This window comes from Streptomyces sp. NPDC043996 (genome assembly GCF_056435225.1).
Genome location: NZ_JBWKEY010000008.1, coordinates 1 through 24476, shown reverse-complemented (window position 1 = coordinate 24476; position 24476 = coordinate 1). Strand labels below are relative to the sequence as shown.

General features: G+C 70.5%; 15 protein-coding genes. 6 read left to right on the top strand and 9 right to left on the bottom strand.

The features are described from left to right. Positions 1–147 precede the first annotated feature (147 nt). Positions 148–3015: an AfsR/SARP family transcriptional regulator gene (locus AC07A4_RS21710; RefSeq protein WP_478601117.1), complete on the top strand. Its 2868-nt coding sequence runs from the start codon at positions 148–150 to the stop codon at positions 3013–3015. A gap of 305 nt (positions 3016–3320) precedes the next feature. Here the strand turns inward: AC07A4_RS21710 and AC07A4_RS21705 are convergent, their stop codons facing one another. Then, positions 3321–3725 carry an FKBP-type peptidyl-prolyl cis-trans isomerase gene (locus AC07A4_RS21705; RefSeq protein ID WP_478601115.1) on the bottom strand — a complete coding sequence of 135 codons (405 nt, stop codon included), beginning with the start codon at positions 3723–3725 and terminating at the stop codon, positions 3321–3323. A gap of 388 nt (positions 3726–4113) precedes the next feature. On the opposite strand from AC07A4_RS21705, the gene AC07A4_RS21700 reads away from it, so the two are divergent. Beyond that, a complete protein-coding gene (locus tag AC07A4_RS21700; protein ID WP_478601113.1) occupies positions 4114–5076 on the top strand; it encodes a WD40 repeat domain-containing protein in 963 nt (320 codons plus the stop codon). 1051 nt (positions 5077–6127) lie between these two features. On the opposite strand, the gene exaC is transcribed toward AC07A4_RS21700, so the two are convergent. The 5 genes from exaC to xylB all read right to left on the bottom strand — a co-directional run bounded on the left by exaC (position 6128) and on the right by xylB (position 14101). Further along, entirely contained in the window at positions 6128–7651 is a 1524-nt protein-coding gene (gene exaC / locus AC07A4_RS21695) for an acetaldehyde dehydrogenase ExaC (RefSeq protein ID WP_478601111.1), read from the bottom strand. Positions 7652–7930: 279 nt separating this feature from the next. Then, positions 7931–9229 carry a winged helix-turn-helix domain-containing protein gene (locus tag AC07A4_RS21690; protein ID WP_478601109.1) on the bottom strand — a complete coding sequence of 433 codons (1299 nt, stop codon included), beginning with the start codon at positions 9227–9229 and terminating at the stop codon, positions 7931–7933. A 231-nt stretch (positions 9230–9460) separates the two neighbouring features. Next, complete coding sequence (locus AC07A4_RS21685; protein ID WP_478601107.1) at positions 9461–10132, bottom strand: N-acetylmuramoyl-L-alanine amidase; 672 nt, start codon at positions 10130–10132, stop codon at positions 9461–9463. Between the two features lie 1092 nt (positions 10133–11224). Then, positions 11225–12466 (bottom strand): ROK family protein, encoded by a 1242-nt coding sequence (locus AC07A4_RS21680; RefSeq protein ID WP_478601105.1) that lies wholly within the window; start codon positions 12464–12466, stop codon positions 11225–11227. A gap of 168 nt (positions 12467–12634) precedes the next feature. After that, positions 12635–14101 carry a xylulokinase gene (xylB, locus tag AC07A4_RS21675; RefSeq protein ID WP_478601103.1) on the bottom strand — a complete coding sequence of 489 codons (1467 nt, stop codon included), beginning with the start codon at positions 14099–14101 and terminating at the stop codon, positions 12635–12637. A gap of 296 nt (positions 14102–14397) precedes the next feature. Between xylB and xylA the strand changes: the two genes are divergently transcribed. After that, on the top strand, positions 14398–15564 hold the full coding sequence (xylA, locus tag AC07A4_RS21670; protein ID WP_478601101.1) for a xylose isomerase: 1167 nt from the start codon (positions 14398–14400) through the stop codon (positions 15562–15564). Between the two features lie 369 nt (positions 15565–15933). After that, on the top strand, positions 15934–16179 hold the full coding sequence (locus tag AC07A4_RS21665) for a hypothetical protein (protein ID WP_478601099.1): 246 nt from the start codon (positions 15934–15936) through the stop codon (positions 16177–16179). 105 nt (positions 16180–16284) lie between these two features. Here AC07A4_RS21665 and AC07A4_RS21660 read toward each other — a convergent pair whose 3' ends face one another. The 3 genes from AC07A4_RS21660 to AC07A4_RS21650 all read right to left on the bottom strand — a co-directional run bounded on the left by AC07A4_RS21660 (position 16285) and on the right by AC07A4_RS21650 (position 22372). Next, a complete protein-coding gene (locus AC07A4_RS21660; protein WP_478601097.1) occupies positions 16285–17655 on the bottom strand; it encodes an esterase-like activity of phytase family protein in 1371 nt (456 codons plus the stop codon). Between the two features lie 479 nt (positions 17656–18134). Continuing rightward, positions 18135–19505 (bottom strand): SWIM zinc finger family protein, encoded by a 1371-nt coding sequence (locus tag AC07A4_RS21655; RefSeq protein ID WP_478601095.1) that lies wholly within the window; start codon positions 19503–19505, stop codon positions 18135–18137. Further along, positions 19502–22372, bottom strand: coding sequence for an SNF2-related protein (locus AC07A4_RS21650; protein ID WP_478601093.1), 2871 nt, complete (start codon positions 22370–22372; stop codon positions 19502–19504). The genes AC07A4_RS21655 and AC07A4_RS21650 overlap by 4 nt, the downstream gene beginning before the upstream one ends. A 248-nt stretch (positions 22373–22620) precedes the next feature. On the opposite strand from AC07A4_RS21650, the gene AC07A4_RS21645 reads away from it, so the two are divergent. Beyond that, positions 22621–23673, top strand: coding sequence for a fatty acid desaturase family protein (locus AC07A4_RS21645; RefSeq protein ID WP_478601091.1), 1053 nt, complete (start codon positions 22621–22623; stop codon positions 23671–23673). A gap of 156 nt (positions 23674–23829) precedes the next feature. Next, on the top strand, positions 23830–24012 hold the full coding sequence (locus AC07A4_RS21640; RefSeq protein ID WP_478601089.1) for a hypothetical protein: 183 nt from the start codon (positions 23830–23832) through the stop codon (positions 24010–24012). Positions 24013–24476: the final 464 nt, after the last annotated feature.

The following is a 24476-nucleotide window of genomic DNA, read 5'->3' as shown; positions in this document are numbered from 1 at the left end:
CCAAATGGTCCTCACGTCATTTGGAGACGTCCCATGCCCCCCACTGCCTCGTCCGGCCGATCCTCCGGCCACTCCTCCGGTCATTCCTCCGGCGGCGAATCCGGGCGAACCCCCGCCCACCGCTTCACCGTTCTCGGTCCCCTTCGCGTGCACGACGGGTCGGCCGAGGTGCCCGTCGGCGCGCCCCAGCTGCAGGCGGTGCTCGCGGTGCTGCTGCTCCGGGCGCGTACCCACGTGCCCGCCTGGGAGCTGATCGCCGCGGTCTGGGGCGACGAGGCCCCGCTCGGTGTGGTGGGGTCGTTGCGCACCCACGCCTTCACCCTGCGCCGCCTCCTGGAGCCCGGCCGGGCTCCCCGCGCCACCGCGCGCACGCTGCTGACGACGGGCGACGGCTACACCCTGCGCGTCGCCCCGGAGGACGTCGACCTGACGGTCTTCGAGCTCCGTACGGCCGAGGCACGGCGGGCCCGGGCCGCCGGACGGCTCGAACAGGCTCGGTCCCTGTTCGTCTCCGCCCTGGACCTGTGGCACGGCAGGCCGCTCGCCGGGGTGCCAGGACCGTACGCCGAAGCCCAGCGCACCCGCCTCGAGGAGCTGCGCCTGTCAGCGGTCGAGGCCCGCTGGGAGACCGAGATCGCGCTGGGCGGGAACGACTACGCGATCGGTCCGCTGCGCGCCCTCGCCGCCGAACACCCGTGGCGCGAGCGGGTCCACGAGCTGCTGATGACAGCGTTGCACCAGGCCGGACGGCAGGCGGACGCGCTCGACGTCCACGCGCACGTCCGCCGCGTGCTCGCCGACGAGCTGGGCACCCGCCCCGGACCCGGCCTGGACCGGCTCCAGCGGAAGATCCTCACCGACGGACCCGGGCGGCAGGCAGGCGAGGCGGCCGGGCTCCGCGCTCCGGACCGGTCCTACGGACCGGCGCGACTGCCCCAGGACATCGCCCACTTCACGGGCCGCGACGACGAGGCCGACCGGCTGTGCGCCGCCCTGGAGCAGAGCGGGATGGTCGCCCTCAGCTCCATCAGCGGGATGGGCGGCATCGGCAAGACCGCCCTGGCCGTCCACGTGGCCCAGCGGATGCGCCACCGCTTCCCGGACGGACAGCTCTACGCGGACCTGCGGGGAACCGACCCCCGGCCCGCGGAGCCCATGGAGGTCCTCGGCCGCTTCCTGTGCGTCCTCGGCGTCCGCGCCGGTCACCTCCCGACGCTGCCCGGGGAGCGGGCCGCCCTCTACCGCTCCATGCTCGCCACCCGGCGGGTGCTCGTCGTCCTCGACAACGCCCGCGACGCGGCCCAGGTGCGCGACCTGCTGCCCGGTACGCCCGGCAGCGCGGTGCTGCTCACCAGCCGCTCCCGGCTCGCCGGCCTGACCGGGGCCACCCTGGTGGACCTGCGGCCCCTGGCGCGGGCAGAGGCCCTGGAGCTGCTGACCCGGATCGTCGGCGTACCGAGCGTGTCCGCCGAGCCGGACGCCGCCGCCGAGGTGCTCGACGCCTGCGGCCATCTGCCGCTCGCCATCCGCATCGTGGCCTCCCGCCTGGTCGCCCGGCCGGACCACACGCTCGCCGAGACCGCCGCGCTCCTCGCCGACGAGCGGCGCCGCCTCGGCGCGCTGCGGGCGGAGGACACCGCCGTGGAGACGACCTTCCGGCTCGGCATGGAACTCCTTGACGCCGAGCACGTACGCGCCTTCCGGCTCCTCGCCCTGCCCGAGATACCCGAACTCGGTGTGCCCGTCGCCGCGGCGCTGCTCGACCGACCGGAGCGGGAGGCGGAGGAGCTGTGCGAGTCCCTCGTCGACCTGAGCCTCCTCGAGTCGGTCGCCCCCGGCCGCTACCGCTACCACGACCTGCTCCGGCTCTTCGCCCGTCAGACCGCACACGCCGAAGTGCCGGACCACGAGCGAACCGCCGCGCACACCCGCCTGCTCGAGTTCTGCCTCGCCACCGCCCTCGGCGCCCACCGGGCCTCGCTGCCCGACGACGTGTTCCCCGGGCACGTGGCCGCGCTGCGCTACGAGGGCCTGGACTTCACCGGACCGCAGGAGGCCGCCGCCTGGCTGCTCGACGAGCAGACGTCACTCCTGGGGCTCATCGAGCAGGCGGCGGGCGACGCCTCCTTGTCGCTGACCGTGGTCGCGGACCTGCTGCTCGCCGCGGACCCGCTCGGCCGCCTCGGCGCGCAGCCCTACGGCATCGAACGCGCCGCCCGGACCCTGGCCGAGGCCGCGCGCGCCGCAGGTCACCGCACCGCGGAGGCACGCGCCCTGTACATGCTCGGCAGCTCCGTGCAGCACCGCTTCGCCATGCGGCAGGGTGCCCCCGACCTCGACCGGGCCATCGAGCTGTGCCGGGAGGCCGGGGACCGGACGCTGCTCGCCCACGTCCTGATCACCCGGGGTGGAGGTGCCCTCGCCCTGCGCGACTTCACCACCGCGCACGCGCTGCTGACCGAGGCGCTGACCCACGGCAGAGCCGTGGCGAGCCGCGGCATCGAGGCGTACGCGCTCGGCTTCCTCGGCCTGGCCCTGCTGGCCACAGGGCGCGCCGATGAGGCCCTCGCGCACTGCCGCGAGGCCGTCGCCGTCACCCGGGCGACCGGTGACGTCGCGGGTCAGGCCAACGCGCTGCACAACCTCGGCCAGGTCTGCCTGCGGACCGGGCGGACGTCCGAGGCCTTCGACCGCCTGTACGAGAGCCTGCGCCTGTGGCGCGAGACGGGCTCCCGTTTCCGCGAGGGCCTCCTGCTCGGCGCGATCGCCCAGGCCCACAACCTCTCGGGGCGGCCCGCGGAGGCCGCCGAACACGCCGCGCGGGCACGGGACATCGCCGAGGCGCGCGGCGACGCGGGCATCGTCGCCCGCGCCCTCGCCCAACTCGGCCACGCCCACCGGGCCCAGGGCGACACCGGCCAGGCCCGGGAGCACTACCGCCGCGCGCAGAGCGTCTTCCACGAACTCGGCCTGCCCGACGCGGACGACATCGCACGGCACCTCACGGAACTCTGAGGCACACGGCCGAATGTCACGTGCTGTCGGCGTACTAGCTCACGTGCAGCCCGAGGGGCTACCGGCACACCCCTCGGGGTTCACCGAGCCTGCGGACTCCACCGCGGCGCGCGGCCCTGAACCCGCGGAGGCCGACACGCCCGCGACGACGAGCGCCAAGACCGCCGCCACACCGACCGCCACGCCACGTACCCACCTGAGCATCATGACCCTCCCAGACACGAACGGAACACGAGCTCCCAGTAGCCCAGCCACCGCTCAACAACGGGTCAACTGAGGCTGAATCCGCAGGTCCGAGAGCGGCACTAGGCGTTGCTCCACCCGCCTGTGCTGGAGTACGAGTCAAGCAGGTCCACCACGAAGACCAGGGTCGAGCCTGCCGGGATCAACGGCGAGGGCGACTGGTTGCCGTAGCCGAGACGCGGGGGAACGATGATCTCGCGCCGACCGCCGACCTTCATCCCTCTCACCCCCCGGTTCCAGCCCTTGATGACCCTTCCACTGCCCAGGGTGAACTTGAACGGCTGGCCCCGGTCCCAGGAGGCATCGAACTCCTTCCCGGACTCGAAGGTCACCCCGACATAGTGGACCCTGACCACCATGCCCGGCTTCACCTCAGCACCATCCCCGAGGACCAGGTCTCGGATCGTCAGCTCGGTAGGAGCATCACCCTCCGGAACGTTGACCTCGGGTTTCGTCAGTTGACTCATCGCGGCCTCACCACTCTTTGTCAAAACTCTCTGTCAAAGTCCTCGCACGGACCAGCGGGACACATGGGCGCCCCATGCAGTAGATGGCCACGCTATCGAGAATGCCGATTCTCGGAGCCTCATGACCGAAACGACGCCTCTCACATGTCATGTGACGCATTGACCCCTCAGGGCCGTCGCGGTTGCATGCTTGGGGCCCTTCGGCGGGGAGCCGGGGCGAGACCTCTTCCTGACTGGGGGGAAAATGAAGGGAAAAACAAACCGGAGCATCGCTAGACGTGTCCGGTGTGCCTTAGGCGCGGCGATGGTGGGGTGCGCGGTCATCACGGTGCTGCCGGGAGCCGCCTCGGCCGAGCCTGCGGGCGCCGCGCGGGACAGCGGAGCCGGTGTGGAGAGGATCAGTGTCGCGGCCGACGGCACTCAGTTCGACGGCGATTCCACCGGTGGCGCCATCGCGACCGACGGACGCCGCATTGTCTTCTCGTCGTCGGCGAAGAACGTCACGCCCGGCAATGCTGCGGGAAGTGAAAGGGTGTACCTGCGCGACGAGCCGTCGGGGCAGTTCAAGCATGTGGGCAGCCACCCGATCGCCTCGCCGGTGATCAGCGGCGACGGGGAGTATGCCGCCTATTGGGTGCTGTTGTTCAGGGACACCAAGGTCAAGCTGGGTCAGTGGACTGCGGGCAGTTCGATCGGCCTCAACTGCGATGCCCTCAACTGCAGTCAGCCGTCTCTGAGCGGGGACGGCCGCTACGTCGCCAATGTCGCCACCATCGGCCGGCCGTCGTCCAGTCAGCGCATCGACGTATGGGACTGGCACGCCAACACCAAGCAGGAACTCGCCTGGTTCGACCACACCGCGCCGTCCCGGCCGTCCATCAGTGGTGACGGCCGCTTCGTCGCTTACCAGGATGGCAAGGCCAAGGACGTCCTCGTGTGGGACCGGGACCACGGCTCTACCTCCGACCCGATCGAGGGCCCGTCGAAGGAGGCGACCATCGTCCAGATCAGCGAGGACGGCAGCAAGGTCGTCTACCTCTCGGGCTCCGACACCTACGTCCACGACGTGAGCTCGGGCACCGCTCAACGAGTGCCGGGCGTCAAGGGCCTGGCCATCGATCCCACCGGCAACCATCTGCTGTACGCCCCGAACGAGCCGACCGGACCGTCGCTCATCCTGCGCGACCTGCGGGCGGGCACCGACGCGGCTGTCTCAAACCAGCCCGCCTCGGCCGGGGTCGACGCGGTCAGCGCCGGTGGGCGCGACGTGGTCTTCGCGTCATCGGCCGACGACATCGTGCCCGGTGACACCAACGGCAAGTCCGACGTGTTCGTCCGTCGCTTCTCTTGATCGCCCCTGCTGCCGCCCTCTTCGGAGGCCGCACCGCTCGTACCCACGTGGGAGCGGTGCGGCCTCCGCTTGCGCGAGGGGGCGCCTGCCCGGACAGCACCGCCACGCCCGCGATCCTCGATGATCACAAGGTCATCACTACTGCTCCACTTCCTCTCTACGCGGCGTGTTGCAGGCGCTACTGTCGTCGCGCCTGCCATGCCTGCCATGCCTGCCATGCCTGCCACGCCTGAGAGGGGACAGATGCCCAGTCCGAATGCCACGCCGCCAGAGCCGTTACGAGCGGATACCCGCCCCCTGCGTAGACGCAAGAGAGTCTGGCTCGGCGGCATCGCGCTCTTCGCCCTCGGTGCCATCGGCGGCACCAGCACCGGCGAGGACGCTGCCGCTGGCACGCCTTCGCCCAAGGCCACCGCGACCGTGATGGTGACGGAGACCGCGTCCCCCGAACCCGGTCCTACGGTTACCAAGACCGTCAAGGCGCAGGCTCCCGCCCCCACGCCGTCTCGGCGGACCACCGCGCCCGCTGCGCCCGCACCGACTGCGAAGGCCCCGGTAGGGAAGTGCTCGATCGTCTCCAACTCCGGTAACTGCTACCGGGCTGGACAGTTCTGCCGGAACAGCGACCATGGAGCCGCGACGACAACTGCGAGCGGTCAGCGGATCACGTGCAGGCTTAGTTCGAACGCGTGGCGCTGGGTCTACTCCTGACCTTGTCAGGGCTCTCCACGGTGGATCGCGTGGAGCGGTCCGCTGCCCACTTCGAACGGTTCGGCGTGGTGCCGGATGGTCGGCTGTTTCGGAATCGGGCTGGCAACTGCGTGGATGCGGCTGCGTATGGCAAGACGTGGGCGCGTGCACGGCGGTACGCCTGACCCGCACGGAACTCACCTCCGGGCTGGCCGAGCGGCCCTACGACCTCAGGCAGTCCGGGATCTCGTTCTGGTTGTCCTCCGGTGTGGACCCGGCCGACACCGGGCCCTGCTTTGAGTGGGCCGAGCGGAAGGCGCCTGACCGGCAAGAGTCCAGGTCAGGCGCCTTCTTCGGGCCTCTAGAAGAAGCCGAGCTTCTTCGGCGAGTACGACACCAGGAGGTTCTTCGTCTGCTGGTAGTGCTCCAGCATCATCTTGTGCGTCTCGCGGCCGATGCCCGACTGCTTGTAGCCGCCGAACGCCGCGTGGGCCGGATACGCGTGGTAGCAGTTCGTCCACACCCGGCCCGCCTGGATCGAACGGCCCGCCCGGTACGCGGTGTTGATGTCGCGCGTCCACACCCCCGCACCCAGGCCGTACAGGGTGTCGTTGGCGGTCTTGATCGCGTCATCGAAGTCATTGAACGACGCGACCGCGACGACCGGTCCGAAGATCTCCTCCTGGAAGATCCGCATCCGGTTGTCACCCTCGAAGATCGTCGGCTGTACGTACCAGCCGCCCGCCAACTCGCCGTCGTACTCGATGCGCTGACCGCCCGTGAGGACCTTCGCCCCTTCCTGCTGCCCGATGTCCAGGTACGAGAGGATCTTCTCCAGCTGATCGTTGGACGCCTGCGCGCCGATCATCGTGTCCGTGTCGAGCGGGTGGCCCGGCTTGATCTGCTCGGTGCGGGCGATCGCCGCTTCCAGGAACTCGCTGTAGTGACCGCGCTGGATGAGCGCCCGTGACGGACACGTACAGACCTCGCCCTGGTTGAGCGCGAACATCGTGAAGCCTTCGAGCGCCTTGTCGCGGAAGTCGTCGTCCGCGGCCCACACGTCGTCGAAGAAGATGTTCGGGCTCTTTCCGCCCAGCTCCAGCGTCACCGGCTTGATGTTCTCCGAGGCGTACTGCATGATCAGCCGCCCGGTCGTCGTCTCCCCGGTGAACGCGACCTTCGCCACGCGCGGGCTGGACGCGAGCGGCTTGCCCGCCTCCACGCCGAAGCCGTTGACGACGTTCACCACACCCGGTGGCAACAGGTCGCTCACCAGGCTCAGCCAGACGTGGATCGACGCCGGGGTCTGCTCGGCGGGCTTCAGCACGACGGCGTTGCCCGCGGCGAGCGCGGGCGCCAGCTTCCACGTCGCCATCAGAATCGGGAAGTTCCACGGGATGATCTGCGCCACGACACCGAGCGGCTCGTGGAAGTGGTACGCGATGGTGTCCTCGTCGACCTCGCTGAGCGATCCCTCCTGCGCCCGTATCACCCCCGCGAAGTACCGGAAGTGGTCGATGGCCAGCGGGATGTCCGCGGCCAGCGTCTCCCGCACCGGCTTGCCGTTCTCCCAGCTCTCGGCCACCGCGAGCTGCTCCAGGTTGGCCTCCATGCGGTCCGCGATCTGCCGCAGGATGGCGGCGCGCTCGCCCACCGACGTACGGGCCCACGCGGGCGCGGCGGCGTGCGCGGCGTCAAGCGCCCGCTCCACGTCCTCGCTCGTGCCCCGCGCGATCTCGGTGAACGGCCGCCCGTTGACCGGGCTCGGGTTCTCGAAGTACTGCCCCCGCGCCGGCGGCACGTACTCGCCCCCGATGAAGTGGTCGTACCGGTCCTGATAGGAGATGACTGCACCCTCGCTACCGGGCGCCGCGTAACGGGTCATCCTGACTGCCTCCCCGGACACGCTGCCCGCCGTTGGGCAGCTCTCGGCGGGAGCGTAGGGAGGGGGAGGTTGCATGCACGTTGCGTTGGTGGGGTGGGGCGGGGTGGAGTTGAGTTGAGTGGAGTGGGGCGGGATCAGGTGGGGCGAGGTCCAGCTCAGCTCGGCCCGGATTGGCCCAGACGGGATTGGCCCAGATCGGGTTGGCTCGGCCTGGTGTGCCGTGCGCCGCTGGCTGCCTGGCGGTCTGGTTGGCTTTCTGCGGCGGAGGGGGGACCTCGGCTAGTGGGCGTGACGCTTGGCTTGGGGACGCAGTGCCCGGCCTTGGGCATCCGCTGTCAGTTCTCGGTCCAGGGTGCGCAGCCGGGCCACCACCGGCGCCGTCGGCCGCACGGCGGCCAGGGCCCGCCATACCTCCACATCCTCCTCTCCCCACGGTGCGTGCACCCAGTCCGACAGGAGGTCCGGGTCACCACGGGCGATCAGCGCCGCCCGCATCTGGTCGGTGAGCCGCCGCCGCAACCGCGCCACCGCTGGCGCCTGCGCTCCCGGCAGCAGCGGTCCTGTGTACAGGGAGAACGCCGCCGTCACCGCCCCGCAGCCCAGCCGCCGCTCCACCACGTCCACGTCCGACGTCACCGGGACCGCGAGGCGGTACGGTCGCGACCGCAGGACCTCAGGTCCCAGCACCTGACGCAGCCGCGCCAGCTCCGCCCGCAGCGTCACCGGCGTCACCGACTCGTCCTCGTACAGCGCGCACAGTAATTCGTCCCCGCTCAGGCCCTCGGGGTGCCGGGCCAGCAGCACCATGATCTCGCTGTGCCGTCGGCTCAGCCGCCGCTTGTGGCCACCCACGAGTACCAGCGCCTCGTCCCGGCCGAGCGCCGTCAGCTCCAGGCTGTCCTCGTCGTGTACCAGCGGCCCCAGCAGGGACAGTTGGGACTCCGCCGCTCGCGCCACCGCCTGCACCAACGCCAGACTGTGGGGATGCGCCAGCCCGTCGCCGCCGGTGACATCGACGGCCCCAAGCAGCCGTCCGGTACGCGGATCGTGTACCGGCGCCGCGGCACACGTCCACGACTGGACGCTGCGGACGAAGTGTTCCGTGGCGAACACCTGCACTGGTCGGCCGACGGCGACCGCCGTGCCCGGAGCGTTCGTTCCGATCGCCGATTCCGCCCACCGCGCGCCCGGCACGAAGTTCATCTGCCCTGCCCGCGTCCGCGTTGCCGGGTGTCCCTCAACCCAGAGCAGCCGACCGTGCGCGTCGCACACCGCCAGTAGATGCTCCCCGTCCTTCGCGAATCCGCCCATGAGCTCACGGAACAACGGCATGACCCGCGCCAGTGGATGCTCGGCCCGATAAGCCCCCAGGTCACCTGCCGTGAGCTCGACCGAAGCCCCCGAGTCCTCGGGGCTGACGCGCGCTCGTGCCGAACGCCGCCAGGAATCGGCCACCACGGAGCGCACCGGGCGGGCGACGGTGCCCGCCGCGGTGAAGCTCTCATGGGCCCGACGCATCGTGCGTACCCGCTCGACGGGGTCGGCTCCGGGCTCCAGAGCCACCCATGGATCGGTCAATTCGGCCTCCGGGACAGCGATGACAGCGGTGCGGGCGCTGCCATCGTCACCCCGGGAACAGAAGCCGACAAGCGTCCGCGCACCGCCGCTGGCTGGACTTCGCCGACCCCGATGGAGAGTGCCGGGGCGAGGGGAGGCTAGTGGCTCGTGAATAGGCGATTGTGGGACGGCGGGTTGCGGGTAGCGGGACTTGAGCCAACGGGGCGGTGGGCCACCCTGTCGTATGGACGCTCAGGTGAAGTTGACCAGTCTGATGTAGCGCGACCAGTCCCAGTGCCGCCCTGGGTCGGTGTGGTCGGCGCCGGGGACTTCGTTGTGGCCGATGATGTGCTGCCGGTCCTTGGGGATTCCGTATCTGTCACAGATCGCCGCGGTGAGAAGTGCGGACTGCTGGTACATCTCGTCGGTGAAGTACTCAGGTTGGTCCACCCACCCTTCGTGCTCGATGCCGATGCTGCGCGTGTTGTAGGTCCAGTTGCCCGCGTGCCAGCCGACGTTGCGTTCGCTGACGCACTGCGCGATGTGGCCGTCGGAGGAACGGACCACATAGTGCGCGGACACCTTCTTCGCCGGGTTCTGGAAGATGGCCAGGGTGTCGGCGTACGTCTCCTGCGTGACGTGAACGACCACGTAGGTGACGGGATAGCTGGTGGGCCGGTTGGAGGCCGTGTAGTTGGAACTGCTCGCCGGAACCCATTCGGTGGGAGGGTAGGCGGCCGCGCGTGGTGTGGCCATGGCACGGGGTGAGGTCAGCAGCGCGGACGGCACGGCGGCGAGAGCCGCGCCCTGGAGGAGTCTGCGTCGGCTGGGGAGGAACCGGGTCGCTCGCGAGGGCTCGGGCTGGATTCCGCTGGCTGCGGTGCCTTGCGTTTCGCTTGAGGGTCGTTCACTTGCTTGGTCCATCGCTGGTGTGCCTCTCGGGTGGGGGGAGCAGCTGGCGTGTGTGGTGTGGTGGTGTGTGGTGGTGTGTGGTGCGCGTTGCATGGGGAGCCACGTCGTACATGTGTCATTTGGGGCATGGTGAGGCGTGCTGCCTCTAGTGGGGTGGCGCGGTGCGGGGGCTGTGCTTGGGTGCGTGGTCTACCGTGCGTGGTTGGCCGGGCGTGACTCAGAGCGTGCACCCGTGTCTGGATGGGGGTCTGACGGAGGAGAGGCTTCGTATCTCGTGCCGTACGGAGTAGCACTGAGCCAAGGACGAGGTGGCCGTGCTCAGACTGATCGATCTGGTGAGCGTCGAGGCCGTATCCCGGTGCCGGGGCGCCGCGGGCCGGGGAGGTTCTCACCTGTGAGCAGCCGCTCTCTCCGGAGCTGTGACTCGCACGTGTCTATCGCGTCATCCGTGTCGCACACGTTCGCCAGGGGTGCCTGGACAGTTTGAGTCGCGAACCGTGGTGCGTCCAGCCTGGCGCACGGATTGAAGGCCTTCATCCGTCTCTCCTCCGCTCCGCGCTGTCCACCTGAATCCCGCGAGATGCGGTGAGCACGAGGGTGGCATTCTCGTTGGCGGTCTCCCTTCGCTGACGCGCCAGGGCGAGCCTTGTTTTCCTTGACCATGCGATTCCCCCGATCGATGAGGCCCTGCCTTTGCCGCTCGCGCTGTGGCGGCTCATGTGAATTACCGTACGGGCCTTGTCGATTGAGGTGGAAGGGCCTGCGGCGCATCTGTGCACGACATGATGACTGTGGAAAACCTGGTCACTCTTGTGGGTGACTCGCCTGTGGGGGCATCCTGCGTCGGCGACGTCGATCATCTATCGCCGACTGCCCATGAAAATTAAGAATGGCAACGGCGAGCTGCCGTGGGGTGTTCACCGTGCCGCGCCGGAACGTCCGAGAAGTTCTCGGCGATTCATGTCAAACCAGCGGTCCGCTCTCCGACATAGAGGCGAAGGGTCGGCTCAGAGGCGTGGACGAGAACTCGGCGCCCTTGCGGCAGTCGCTGGGCTCCCGCCAGGCGGAACCAAGCCCTCAACGGGCAGAGCCGGAGACTGGGACTTAACCCTGGATCCCTGCCCCGACCGCCCCGACCGCCCCGACCGCCCCGACCGGATCGTCGAGCACCGCTCGCACCACGGAGTGCGCCGCCCCGAGGAGAGGCCCTTCGGAACCAATGACGGACACGCGGAGGGCGCAGCCAGGGCTGGGGCTGCGTCGCGCCAATTCCTCTTCCAAGCAGGGCAGAAGCCACGGTGCCAGCCGTGACAGCGCCCCACCGAGGACGACCGCGCGGGGGTCGAGGAGGTTGACGGCGCCGGTGAGCGCGATGCCCAGCGCACGACCGGCGTCGCTGAGTGCTCGGCGCGCGTGCTCGTCGCCCACGAGGGCGCGTTCGACGAGGAGATCGAGCTGGTCCGGCCCCGGGCGCAGCCCCGCCGCCCGCAGCACCGCTTCCTCACCCGCGTACTGCTCCAGGCACCCGCGCCCACCACACCCGCACGCCGGCCCGTCCGGATGGACCGGCACATGGCCCAGCTCCCCGGCGAAACCACGGCTGCCACGCAGTAACTGTCCGTCGACCACGAGGGCACCGCCGATGCCGATCTCCGCCGACACGTGCAGAAAGTCATCCGGCGTGCCGTCACCGAGCCACAGCTCCGCCAGGGCACCGAAGTTCGCCTCGTTGTCGACGGTCAACGGCAGCCCGGACGATAGTAGTCCGGTGATGTCGGATTCGTGCCAGTCGAGGTTGGGGGCGCGCACGACGGTGTGCGTGTCGCGAGCGACCAGGCCAGGGACCGCGACCGCCAGGCCCGCGGGACGCAGGCCCGCTCGCTCGGCCTCCCGGCTGACGCGCTCAACCAGAGCGGAGAGTTCCGCGAGTACGGCCTCAGGGGCCCGCCCTCGATTGGTGACGCGATGTCGGGCACGCGCCCATACGTCACCGCGCAGGTCCACCGCGGACACGGAGAGGTGGTCGACACCCACCTCGGCTCCGATGCCGACCGGCCCCCTCGCGCTGACGGCGAGCGCGGAACCCGGTCGGCCGCGACCCGCCCTGCCCGAACGTGCGGGTCCCAGCTCCTCCAAGAGCCCCGACCGGATCAATTCGTCCACCAGGGTGGACACGGCGGCCCGGGTCAGTCCGATGCGGGTGGCCACGGAGGCGCGGGAGAGCGGGCCCTGCGCGGCGACAGTGTGCATGACGCGCGCGAGGTTGCGTCGCCGCATTCCGTGCTGGGTGTCGGGCAGTTGGCGTCCGGGCGCACCGGAGCGGGCCTCGTGCGTCGGTGCGCTCATCCCTGTGTCACCCCTCTCGACCCATTCTGTGTCATCGGCCCCAGCCATTCCGTGCCGGGCATCGATCGGCGCCGTCAACTTCCGTGCCGCTGTTCACCGTGCCGACGTGCCACCCTGACGGATGCGCCGACACAACACGCGACTACGTCGAGCCGACGCAACACGCGACTACGTAGAGGGGCGTTGCGTCTCACGAGGGCCGTTCAGCAAGGAGGCCGCGTCGCAGAGTATCTCCGTGATCCTGGAGAGCGTCGCCTCGTCCCGTTCCACGGGGTCGAGCTCGCGTCCGCGCGCCGTGTCCCAGCGCCGTGCCACCGATGCCGGATCCTCGCCGGTCAGCAGCCCCGCCGCCTGGGCTGCAGCACCGAGAGCTACGAGCTCGCGCGCCTCGGGGACCCGGACAGGCCGCCCGGACAGGCGCCGTACGGTCTGCTGCCAGGCGGCTCCACGGGCTCCGCCGCCGATGAGGAGCAAGGGCACCGAACGGTCCGCCGCCACGCCGAGGACGGCGTCCAGAGCGCCGAGGAGGGCATGTACGGCACCGTCGTAGGCCGCCTGCAGGATCTGGCCGGGAGACGTGTCGTGCCGCAGACCGTGCAGCAGGCCTGAGGCGTGCGGCAGGGCGGGCGTGCGTTCACCGTCGAGGTACGGCAGGACGGTGACGGACCCGTCCCCTTCGACGGCCTCGCGGTCCAGGCCGAAGAGCGACGCGACACGATCCACGGCCATGGTGCAGTTGAGCGTGCAGGCCAGCGGCAGCCAGCCGCCGTGTGCGTCGGCGAACCCGGCGACCGTGCCTGTCGGGTCGGTGGAGCGGCGCTCCGAGACCGCGTAGACCGTTCCGGAAGTGCCGAGGCTGAGTACGGGCGTACCGGGGCGCAGACCGAGGCCGAGGGCGGCGGCCGCGTTGTCGCCGGAGCCGGGCGCCACCAGGGTGCCCTTCGAGAAGGGAAGCTCACCGTCGCCGCGCACGGTGCCGACGACCTCTCCCGGGCGTGCCACGCGCGGCAGCACCGCGGGGTCCAGGCCCACCAGCTCCAGGATCTCGTCGTCGTACGACTCGCTCGCCGAGGCCCACCATCCGGTACCGGACACGTCGCTGCGGTCGGTGGTGCCGGAACCAGTGAGGCGCTGGGTGAGGTAGTCGTGAGGGAGGCGCACCGCTGTGGTGGCGCGGGCTGACGCGGGCTCGTGCTCGGTGAGCCAGGCCCACTTGGCCACGGTGAAAGATGGTCCGGGGACGCTGCCGACGCGGTCGGCCCAGGCCTTGGCGCCGCCCAACCGCTCGACCAGGCGCTGTGCCTGCGGCGCCGAGCGCACGTCGTTCCACAGTAGGGTGGGCCGCACCGGATCCCCGTGCTCGTCCAGCGTGACGAGGCCGTGCTGCTGTCCGGCGACGGACACGGCGGCGGCCTCGTGCGCGGGCGCGCCGCACTGGCGCAGCGCCTCGCCGAGGGCCCTCCACCACTGCTCCGGGTCGCTCTCCCGGAGCGTGCCGGTGGTGACGGTGTGGGGCGCCTGCCCGCTCGCGACGACCTGCCCCGTGGCCGCGTCGACGACCAGAACCTTCGTGGACTGCGTGGAGCTGTCCACCCCGACGACGAGAGGACCTTCGGCTGCTGACGCTGACGACATGCAAGTCTCCGTTCAGGCTGGCTCTGTGCTTCCCGGTGCGGACCCGGACCCTCCGGCAGGGGACCAGGGTTTCTCCCGCCCTCCAGGGACGCTCTCCGGGGAGGCTCTCCAGGGACGCGCGCGTGCCCCTAGGTAAGCCATTGCCCCAGAAGTCGTGCCCGTGCCCGTACGCGTACCTGTCGCTCTGTCCCCGCGGACGTACCCGATCGTGCCCACGGTCTTCTCAGGCGCTCGTCGGGATACTAATTTGTCAATCGCCATGACGAAATAGTCCAGGAGCCGTCAAGGAGTCGCACATGACGTACCAGCCCACCCCGGACGACAAGTTCAGCTTCGGACTGTGGACCGTCGGCTGGCAGGGCAGGGACCCGTTCGGCGATGCCACCAGGGCGCCGCTGGACCCGACCGAGTCCGTGCGCCGTCTCGCGGAACTCGGTGCCTACGGAGTGACGTTCCACGACGACGACCTCATTCCGTTCGGCTCCTCGGACGCCGATCGGGCGACCCACGTCAAGCGCTTCCGCCAGGCCCTTGACGCCACCGGTCTCGTCGTCCCGATGGTGACCACGAACCTGTTCACGCACCCCGTGTTCAAGGACGGCGCGTTCACCGCCAACGACCGAGACGTCCGCCGGTACGCGCTGCGCAAGACGATCCGCAACATCGACCTGGCGGTGGAGTTGGGCGCGCCGACCTTCGTGGCTTGGGGCGGCAGGGAGGGTGCGGAGTCCGGCGCGGCCAAGGACGTGCGTGATGCCCTGGAGCGCATGAAGGAGGCGTTCGATCTCCTCGGTGCTTATGTGACCGAGCAGGGATACGACCTGCGGTTCGCGATCGAGCCCAAACCGAACGAGCCGCGCGGCGACATCCTGCTGCCCACCGTCGGGCACGCCCTCGCGTTCATCGAGCGCCTGGAGAGGCCCGAACTCTACGGAGTGAACCCCGAAGTGGGCCATGAACAGATGGCGGGCCTCAACTTCCCGCACGGCATCGCGCAGGCCCTGTGGGCGGGCAAGCTCTTCCACATCGACCTCAACGGCCAGAGCGGCATCAAGTACGACCAGGACCTGCGGTTCGGCGCGGGCGACCTGCGCAGCGCCTTCTGGGTCGTCGACGTCCTGGAGAGGGGCGGTTACGACGGGCCGCGCCACTTCGACTTCAAGCCCCCGCGCACCGAGGACTACGACGGCGTGTGGGCCTCCGCTGCCGGGTGCATGCGCAACTACCTCATCCTGCGCGACCGCGCGGCCGCCTTCCGTGCCGACCCCGAGGTGCAGGAAGCGCTGCGGGAGGCGCGTCTGCACGAGCTGGCCGAGCCCACCGCCGCCGACGGCCTCACCGGGCTGCTCGCGGACCGAGGCGCCTACGAGGACTTCGACGTGGCCGCGGCCGCCGCGCGCGGGATGGCCTTCGAGCACCTCGACCAGCTGGCCATGGACCATCTGTTGGGGGTACGGGGCTGACACCACGGCACGCGGCCGCACAGCCGCAGCGTGCCGGAATCGTACGGTCCGTGCGGCGCCTGTGTAGCAACTTCCGCGCGGGGGTCGCGGCGTGACCGGTTCGCGCCGACTCTTGACGGTATGACCATGCCGCCCGAACCACCGCAGCCGCCCCGTGACCTTCCGCCTCCTGGAGGTGGCGATTATGGACCCCCTCCTGGGGGCTATGGGCCACCGCCCGGTGGATACGGTTCCCCTCCGGGCGGATACGGACCCCCTCCAGGAGGTGGCGCATGGCAGCCGCCCCCAGAGGGAAGGCCGCCTGGCCGACGCAGCGGGCTGTTCATCCTGATCGCGGCCCTCGTAGGCGTCGGAGCCGTCGCCACCGCGGTGTTCGCCGTCACCGGCAGCGACGACTCGCCGGACAAGAAGAAGCCCACCGAGAGCAGCAGGAGCAGTGAACCGCGCCCCAAGCCCTCGCCGAGCATCCCTTCTCGGATCCCGACGAGCCTGCCAAGCGATCTGCCCACAAGGGTGCCCACTAGGCTGCCCAGCGACTTCCCGTCGCTGCCCACGGGCCTGCCGAGCGAACTCGACTCCCTCTTCCCGACACCAGCGGCGAACGACGTGCCGTAGAGAACCCTTGGCGTCCGCTCAGGAATGCTGGTGCACCATCACACCCTGAAGAGGCCCCTTCGTACCGCGCGTCTCCTAGGCGTACGGCAGGGAGTGAGGCTACGCCTACAGCTCCTTGGGAAGCCGGACGTACGTCACGGACGTCTCCACGCCGCTGTCCACGAGGCGCCCGTCCTTGTCGAAGGCCTCCGGGCCGTCCGTCATCCCGAAGTCGTTGTCATTGATGAGCGCCAGCGTGCGGCGGTCAACCCGAGCGACGCCCTCGATCTTTCCGGGCACGCCCTTGACGGCGCCGAGATCGACGACCAGGCGCTTGCGCAGCACCGGCACACCCTTGGCCGCGGGATCGTCGAGCTGCTCGAGGGAGGGCCGGGTGGCGGGGTCGTCCCACCGCTTGCCGAGGATGTTCGCGCGACGGTCCAGGCGCACCAACTGCAGTCGGGCCGCCTTGTCGGTGCGCTCCTCCACGAGCAGCCGGTCACGGCTGACAGCGACGACGGAAGAGATCTTCAGTTCCGAGGTGTCGTCCTCTCCGGGATCGACGACGCCCACCGGGTCGAAGCGGTACGCGTACTCGGCGGTGATCGCCTGCTTGGCGGGCGAGAACCGCAGGAGCCGGGCGGTGCGCGAGCCTTCGCCCGCATCCGTGTCCGGCAGGGACAGCGGACTCTGCACCGCCATCACCAGGTCACCGCCCGGAAGCTGAGCGAGGCCTTCGAAGCCACGATTGACCTTCCGGTGCAGAAGCACGCCAGGCAGCGCCTCGACGACCGGGTAGTCGGCGCCCCGAAGCTTCAGCCCCTTGGGGACATAGCGCTTGATGACCTTCCCACGCGCGGAGACGTGCACCAGCGACGGACCGTACTCGTCGACCAGCCAGAAGCTGCCGTCCTTGGCCCGGACGATGCCTTCGGTGTCCAGACCGTTCGGGTTGTACGAGAGGGGCTTGCTCGCGTCATAGGAGTACGGTGCTTCGTCGCGCGTCTTCTGGTTGGGCAGACCGGTGACCGGCTTCCCGGAACGCGTGGTGATCGCGAGCGCGTCCACGACCTTCACGGAGCGGCCCGAAACACGGATCTTCACGATCGCCGGGTCGAAGCCGGGCACCGGGAACGTCCGGCGCTTCGTGCCGTCCACCTTGATCTGGCCGTTCGGCCCTCGGTCGGTGACCGTCCAGAACTCGCCCTTGCGGCCCGCCGGATAGATGTCGCTGCCGATCCCACCGAGATCGACGCCCCGGTCGTCGCGCACCGTCCCGGGCAGCAGACGGTTACTGAAAGCGCCCAATGGGATGTCGCCGAGCATGGCCTGGGAGACGACACGGGACGTACCTCGCGCCTCCGAGCCCGCGTGCGGCGTCCCGCCCGGGGCACCGATGGCGGTGCCTGCCACCGCGACAGCGGTGACCAAAGCGAGCGGGACGCCGACAGAGACGGCACGGCGGACACGGCGCTGGCCGGCGACGGGCGAGGACATCAGGGCCTCCAGAGGCACGAGATCGGTGACGGCGCCACCCTTCGCGGCCCTGACGAACGCGAGGTGTCGCGAGGGTGAACCGTCGGCGGCTCCGTGGGTGAATCGCTGGGAGCTCGTGGACCCGCCGGGATCACGGGGCCCAGGCGTGGTACGCGGTGACGGCGCCTCCCGCGAGGGGCAGGAGGCGCCGTCGGCCATCACCGGGCGATCAGCTGCGGCAGGGGTACCTACTGCGCCATCTCCCCTCTCGGCTGGGTCCGCACAGCTGAACCGGCGCGCTCCACGGTCCTTGATGTCATGACCTTGCTCAATCCCTGGCCGGGGCGAGTGCGCGCGCCGGTGTTCCCGGCGCACACGATGACCTCGTGGGCACGCCGGTGGCCGCCGCACACGTTTCGGCCACCGGCAGCCACGTGAACCGACTACGCCCTCCCGGGCGCCGCACGCCCCCACGCGTCACTGGCTGCGCCCTCGACGGCTCACTCTCCGCCTGTCGCCACCGCCAGAGCCGTCGCGGGGTCGTGTGCCGCGGGGCCAGCGGGCACCCAGCGGCCCTTCTCCTTGCGATACGGCCACCAACGGCCGTCGCGTCCATGGCGCAGCTGGGCGTCGCCCCCTGCCGCCGTCCAGCGGTTGCGCGAGGCACGCAGCGTCGGCCCTTCGCCTTCGTCCCACGCGGCGTCGAGCGCGGCACGCGCGCGGGCGAGCACATCGCCTTCTGGGGTCCACTCCTCCTCCAGGACGGCGAGTGCGGCACGTCCTCCGTACTCCCAGGCCCGCACGGAGCACGCGAGCCCATCCCTGTCCCTGCCGGAGCTCTCCGCCAGGCGCGCCGAGATGGCGGCTTCCGGTCGGCCCGCGGCGAGGCGCACGCAGTCCTCCGCGAGCGTCAACTCGGGCTCGACGGGCCGCCGGTCATGGCCCGGAGACAGCGCCTCCGTGAGCATCCGGTGCGCCTCGGCCGCCGCGCGGGCCGCCAGGAACGCGAGCGCGGTGGCGTCGACTCCGGCCGCCGGCTCGGTGTCCGTGTCCAGGGAAGGCGGCATGCCCGGCTCTGACGGCAGCGCGGGCGGTTCGGGCAGCGGGGGAAGGATGATGCCCTCCTCGTACGCCTCGGCGGCGTCTACGCCGTCCTGAGCGGCTTCCCGCTCCTCGACCCGCGGGACGTCCACGGTGCCCTGTCGGGCCACGCTGCGGACGTGCAGGTCGTCGAGGAGCTCGCGTTCGCCCCGTCCGCGCAGCAGGAGCAGCACGAACGGATCTTCGTCGAGCAGTCGCGCCATCTGATAGCACAGTGCCGCCGTGTGCCCACAGTGGTCCCACGCCTCACAGTCGCACTCCGGCTCCAGGTCGCCGATGCCCGGCAGGAGCTCCACGCCCGCCGCCGCGGCGTCCTCCACCAGGTGGGGCGGCATCTCCCGGTCGAGCAGCGCGGCGATGTGCCCGGCGCGCTCGACGGTCATGCCCAGGAACCGGTCCCACTGCTCCGCGTCCAGGCGCTGAAGCAGCACGTCCGAGCGGTGCGGTGTGCCGTCCTTGTCCTGGACGACCGCCGTGATGCGCCCAGGGCGTACCGAGACCGCGCCCACGGAGCCCGCCCGCGCGAGCTTCCGGCCCGTCTTGAGCTGCTGGAGATCCAGCGCCGTGTCCTCCAGCGCCTGAAGCCAGGCGCGGCCCCACCACGTCTGGGCGAAACCCCGCCCGTGCGCGGGCGGCAGCGCGGCGAAGGTGCGCTCGCTGTCGTCAGCTGTCGATTCTGCGTCGTACGCCGTCACGTCGTCGCTCCCCCTGCTGCTGTCCCCGCGGTCTTCGTGCGTCCTGGTGTACGTCCCGTCGTACGCGTCACTCATCGCGCACCTCCTCGCAGCTCCACCAGGTCGGCCAACTCCGCGTCGGTGAGTTCGGTGAGCGCCGCCTCGCCGGAGCCCAGAACGGCGTCGGCCAGCTCGCGCTTGCGCAGCAGCATCTCGGCGATGCGGTCCTCGATGGTGCCTTCCGCGATCAGCCGGTGCACCTGCACGGGCTGCGTCTGCCCGATGCGGTACGCGCGGTCGGTCGCCTGCGCCTCGACCGCCGGGTTCCACCACCGGTCGTAGTGCACGACGTGACCCGCGCGCGTGAGGTTGAGCCCGGTACCGGCCGCCTTCAGGGACAGCAGGAAGACCGGGACCTCACCGTCCTGGAAGCGCTGCACCATCGCCTCTCGCTCGGCCACCGGGGTTCCGCCGTGCAAGAACTGCGTGGGGACCCCACGCGCCGCCAGGTGCCCTTCGATGAGGCGCGCCATCTGCACGTACTGCGTGAAGACGAGCACGCTCGACTCCTCGGCCAGGATCGTGTCCAGGAGCTCGTCCAGGAGTTCCAGCTTCCCCGAGCGACCGGTGAGGCGCGGCTTGTCCTCCTTGAGGAACTGCGCGGGGTGGTTGCAGATCTGCTTCAGGCCGGTGAGCAGCTTGACGATCAGCCCGCGGCGGGCGAACCCGTCGGCTCCGGAGATCTCCGCCAACGCCTCGCGCACCACCGCTTCGTACAGGCCGGCCTGTTCGGTGCTGAGCGAGACGGCACGGTCGGTCTCCGTCTTGGGCGGCAGCTCCGGCGCGATGCCCGGGTCCGACTTGCGGCGGCGCAGCAGGAAGGGGCGCACCAGCTTGGCCAGCCGCTCGGCCGTGGCTGGATCAGTCCCGCTCTCCACCGCCTGGGCATAGCGGGTGCGGAACGTGCTCAGCTTGCCGAGCAGCCCTGGAGTGGTCCAGTCGAGGATCGCCCACAGCTCGGAGAGGTTGTTCTCCACGGGGGTGCCGGTGAGCGCCACGCGCGCACGTGCCCCGATGGCGCGCAGCTGCTTGGCCGTCTCCGAGTAGGGATTCTTGACGTGCTGCGCCTCATCGGCGACCACCAGGCCCCAGGGGACCTCGGCGAGCCGGTCAGTGTCGAGCCGCATCGTCCCGTAGGTGGTGAGGACGAACTCGCCGTCCGCGAGGCCCTCCAGGTCGCGTTGGGCACCGTGGAAGCGTCGCACGGCCGTTCCCGGCGCGAATTTCTGGATCTCCCGCTGCCAGTTGCCCATCAGGGACGTGGGGCACACGACGAGGGTCGGCCCGGCCGTCTCCGTGTCGCCCTGGCGGTGCAGGTGCAATGAGATCAGAGTGATGGTCTTGCCGAGGCCCATGTCGTCCGCGAGGCAGCTGCCGAGCCCCAAAGAGGTCATCTGGGCCAGCCAGTTGAGGCCGCGCAGCTGGTAGTCGCGCAGCTCCGCGGCGAGAGCGGCGGGCTGCCCTACGGGCTCCATGCCCTCGGGGTCCGTCAGACGTTCGCGCAGCGTCGCCAGCCAGCCCGTGGGCTGCACGTCGACGCGTTGTCCGTCCACGTCCGTGGTGCCTGACAGGACGGCGCTCAGCGCGTCGACGGGGGTGACCTTGCGGTCCTGTTGCGCGAGCGCGCGCCGCGCGGCGTCCGGGTCGATGAGCACCCACTGGTCGCGCAGGCGCACCACCGGACGGTTCGCCTCCGCGAGCCGGTCCAGCTCCGCGCGGCTCAGCTCCTGATCGCCCAGCGCGAAGCGCCAGTTGAAGGCGAGCAGCGCGTCGGCGGAAAGGTGGGACGGTGTGTCCGACGACAGCCGATCGGGGCCCTGTGGGTCGGCGTCGTCGTCTGCCGGGCCGATCACCGCGCGTGCGGTGAGGCTGCGGGCCAGCTCCCGTGGCCAGTGCACGTCGACGCCCGCGACCGCGAGCATCCGCGCCCCCTCGCCGAGGAGTTCGGTGACCTCCTCGTCGGCCAGCTCGATGGCGTCGGGCACCGTCGCCTGCAGCAGCGGGCCGAGCGGAGCCCACGCGCGCGTGGCACGGCGCAACGCCAGCAGCGCGTCCATACGCGCGCGCGGACCGAAGTTCTCCGCAGCCCCGGCGCCCGCCCAGATCTCGGCGGCATCCGCCACGAGCGTCGGGTCACTGACACTGTGGATCTGCACCACGGCCCGGAACGGCAGCCGTGTGTCCTCGGAGGCCTCGGCCAGCAGACCGGGCACCTCGACGCGCAGTGAGATGCGCACCCCCGCGTCGTGCCCGGCCGCGACATCGGTGGCCCAGGGCCGCTGTTCCGGCACGTGCTGGGGCTCCGGCGCGGCGAAGGCGCGGTGGCCCGCGGCCGCGACGGCGGCGGGGGAGCGGGGCAGGGTGTCGGCGACCGCGTCCAGGAACTCCCGCAGCAGCCGCTCCGGAGCGGGCAGCCGCGGGGGAGCGGACCCCTCCAGCGGGACCGCGTGCGCGCTGGGCGGCATCGCGGCGGCGAGCTCGCGCAGCCGCTCCAGGTCGGCGGCGCCGAGCGGACCCGCGCGCCATGCGTCGTGGTCGCTGTCCGTCAGCCCCGGCAGCAGCAGGCCGCGGGCGGCGAGCTGCAGGGCGAGCACGGCTGCGGTGCCCCAGAAGGCGGCGGTCGGGTGGGTGCCCGAGGAGGCCCGCGCGCGGGTCAGGACGGGCAGCGCGGCGCGTACCGGCAGCAGCGCCGCCGGGACGACGCTCAGCTCAACACCGGCGTCGCCCGGTACGGCGACGGTCAGGTCCTCCACAGTGCTCGCGGCCGGGGTCGGCGGGGTGTCGCCGTCAGGGCGCCAGAAGGCGACGTGTCCGCTGCGCCAGGGGTCGCCGGGCACGAACACGACAGAACACTGAGAGAGTTCGGAGATCTCGGAGGGAGTGACAGCGGGGAGCCTGGGCACAGGGATGGCGCATTCCTCAAATTTGACTAATGAGACCGGAGCGGCCGAGAGTACATCACACTCCAACCGGATGGGGGGCGCAGGGTTGTGATCCTGATCACTAATGGAGGGTGGGGTGTATCCACCACCCCTATGGTCTGGGGCTGACACCCCACCGGATCCGGGTGGTGACCTCATGGTTGCCGCGGGTCACTGATCCGTACGTTTCCTCAGGTCAGCACGTTCTCACGCAGACCGGAGACCGGACCATGCCCCAGGCCACCACCGCTGTCGCGGACCATCCCGCAGATTCTTGGCCAGGGCCCGCCGGGAGCGACTTCGCCCCGCTCCTGCGCACCGTCAGGGCGCACGGGCTCCTGGAACGGCGCGTCGGATGGTACGTCCGCACGATGGCGGTCAACGCCGCGGCGCTCACGGCTGTGGCCTTCGGCCTGTTCGCCCTGGGGCACACCTGGTGGGTCCTGCTGCTCGCCCCCGCGTTGTCGGTGCTCTGCGTCAGGACCGCGTTCATCGGCCACGATGCAGGACACGCCCAGATATCCGGCAACCGCGCAGTCGCCCGGCTCATCGGTCTCGTGCACGGCAACCTCCTGCTCGGTATGAGCGTGAGCTGGTGGAACGACAAGCACAACCGCCACCACGCCAACCCGAACCACATCGAGAAGGACCCCGACGTCGCGGCCGACGTCCTGGTGTTCACGAGCAAGCAGGCAAGGGTCCGTGTCGGCTTCCGCCGCTGGCTCACCCGCCACCAGGCCTGGCTGTTCTTCCCCCTCACCCTGCTTCAAGGCATCGCCATGAAGGTCTACGGCTTCCAGAGCCTGCGGCGGCAGAGCCCCCGTGGGCGGGCGCTGGAGGGCACTCTCCTGGTGGCTCACCTCGTGGGGTACGTGACGCTGCTGCTCGCCGCGATGCCTGTGGGGCACGCACTCGTCTTCGCCGCTCTCCATCAGGCCCTCTTCGGTCTGCACCTGGGCATGGCCTTCGCGCCCAACCACAAGGGCATGGAGATGCCCGACCCGGACGGCGAGCGTTGGGGGCACCTCCAGCGGCAGGTGCTGACCTCCCGGAACATCCGGGGCGGCACACTCACCGACTGGTTCCTCGGAGGCCTCAATTATCAGATCGAGCACCACCTGTTCCCGAGCATGCCCCGTCCCCATCTGCGGCTGGCCCAGCCACTGGTCCGCGCGCACTGCCATGCTGTGGGTATGTCTTATGCGGAGACCGGTCTGATCGATTCCTACCGGCAGGTGCTGCGCCACATGTACGAGGTGGGTGAGCCTCTCAGGGCCGAGTGATGCCACAGGGCGTCGCCCGTCAGCGGGCAGGCACTCTCAGGGTCACCTCGGGGTCGCGCCTCAGGGATCGGTCAGGGTCGTGACCTGGAACTGGACACGGGCCGATCCCGTTTCTCAAGGCAGAGAGCGACAACGGTCGCGAAGGAGGCGACGGACATGTCGAAGAAAGCGAAGATCGCTGCGGGAGGCGTGGCGGTCGGGATCATTCTGCTGATCTGGCTGCCCTGGTGGATCGCGTTTTTGATCGTGCTCGGCGTCCCGGCGGCCGCCTATCTGGCGCTCGACTCCGAGCAGCGGCGCAGGCTGCGCCGCATCACCCGCAAGGAACTCGGCCGCTGAGGGCACGGGCAGCCACGCCGCCGCGGTGACCGTGGCGGATCAGTGGCGAGGACCGCTCCCCGGAGCGAGGACGGCTCTGTCTCGAACGCGGGCGGATCCGTCCCGAACGGTCACGGCTCCTCGCCACGCGTCAGGCGTCGGCTGTGCCGTGGGGCGGAGCACCAGACGCCTCGCGGACGGCTGGGCGTCTCGACAGCGGACGGCGGGGCGCCTCGATCAGCGGATAGCAGAGCGCGTCGAGAACGCCCCGGGCGGGCGGAGCGCGCCCCCGGCGTGGCGGATCGCGTATCCGAGGGGCGAGCGAGTGGAGGGCCCGCAGGTGGAAGATCCCGTGGGTGAGCGGATCGCAGACCCGCGGGCGAGTAGGCTCTAGGAGTTGTCGTCAAAGTGTCACGCCCACATCAGGAGTGATGCGAGGGTGACGGCTGCTGTGTAGGACTGGGCGGTCTTGTCGTACCTGGTGG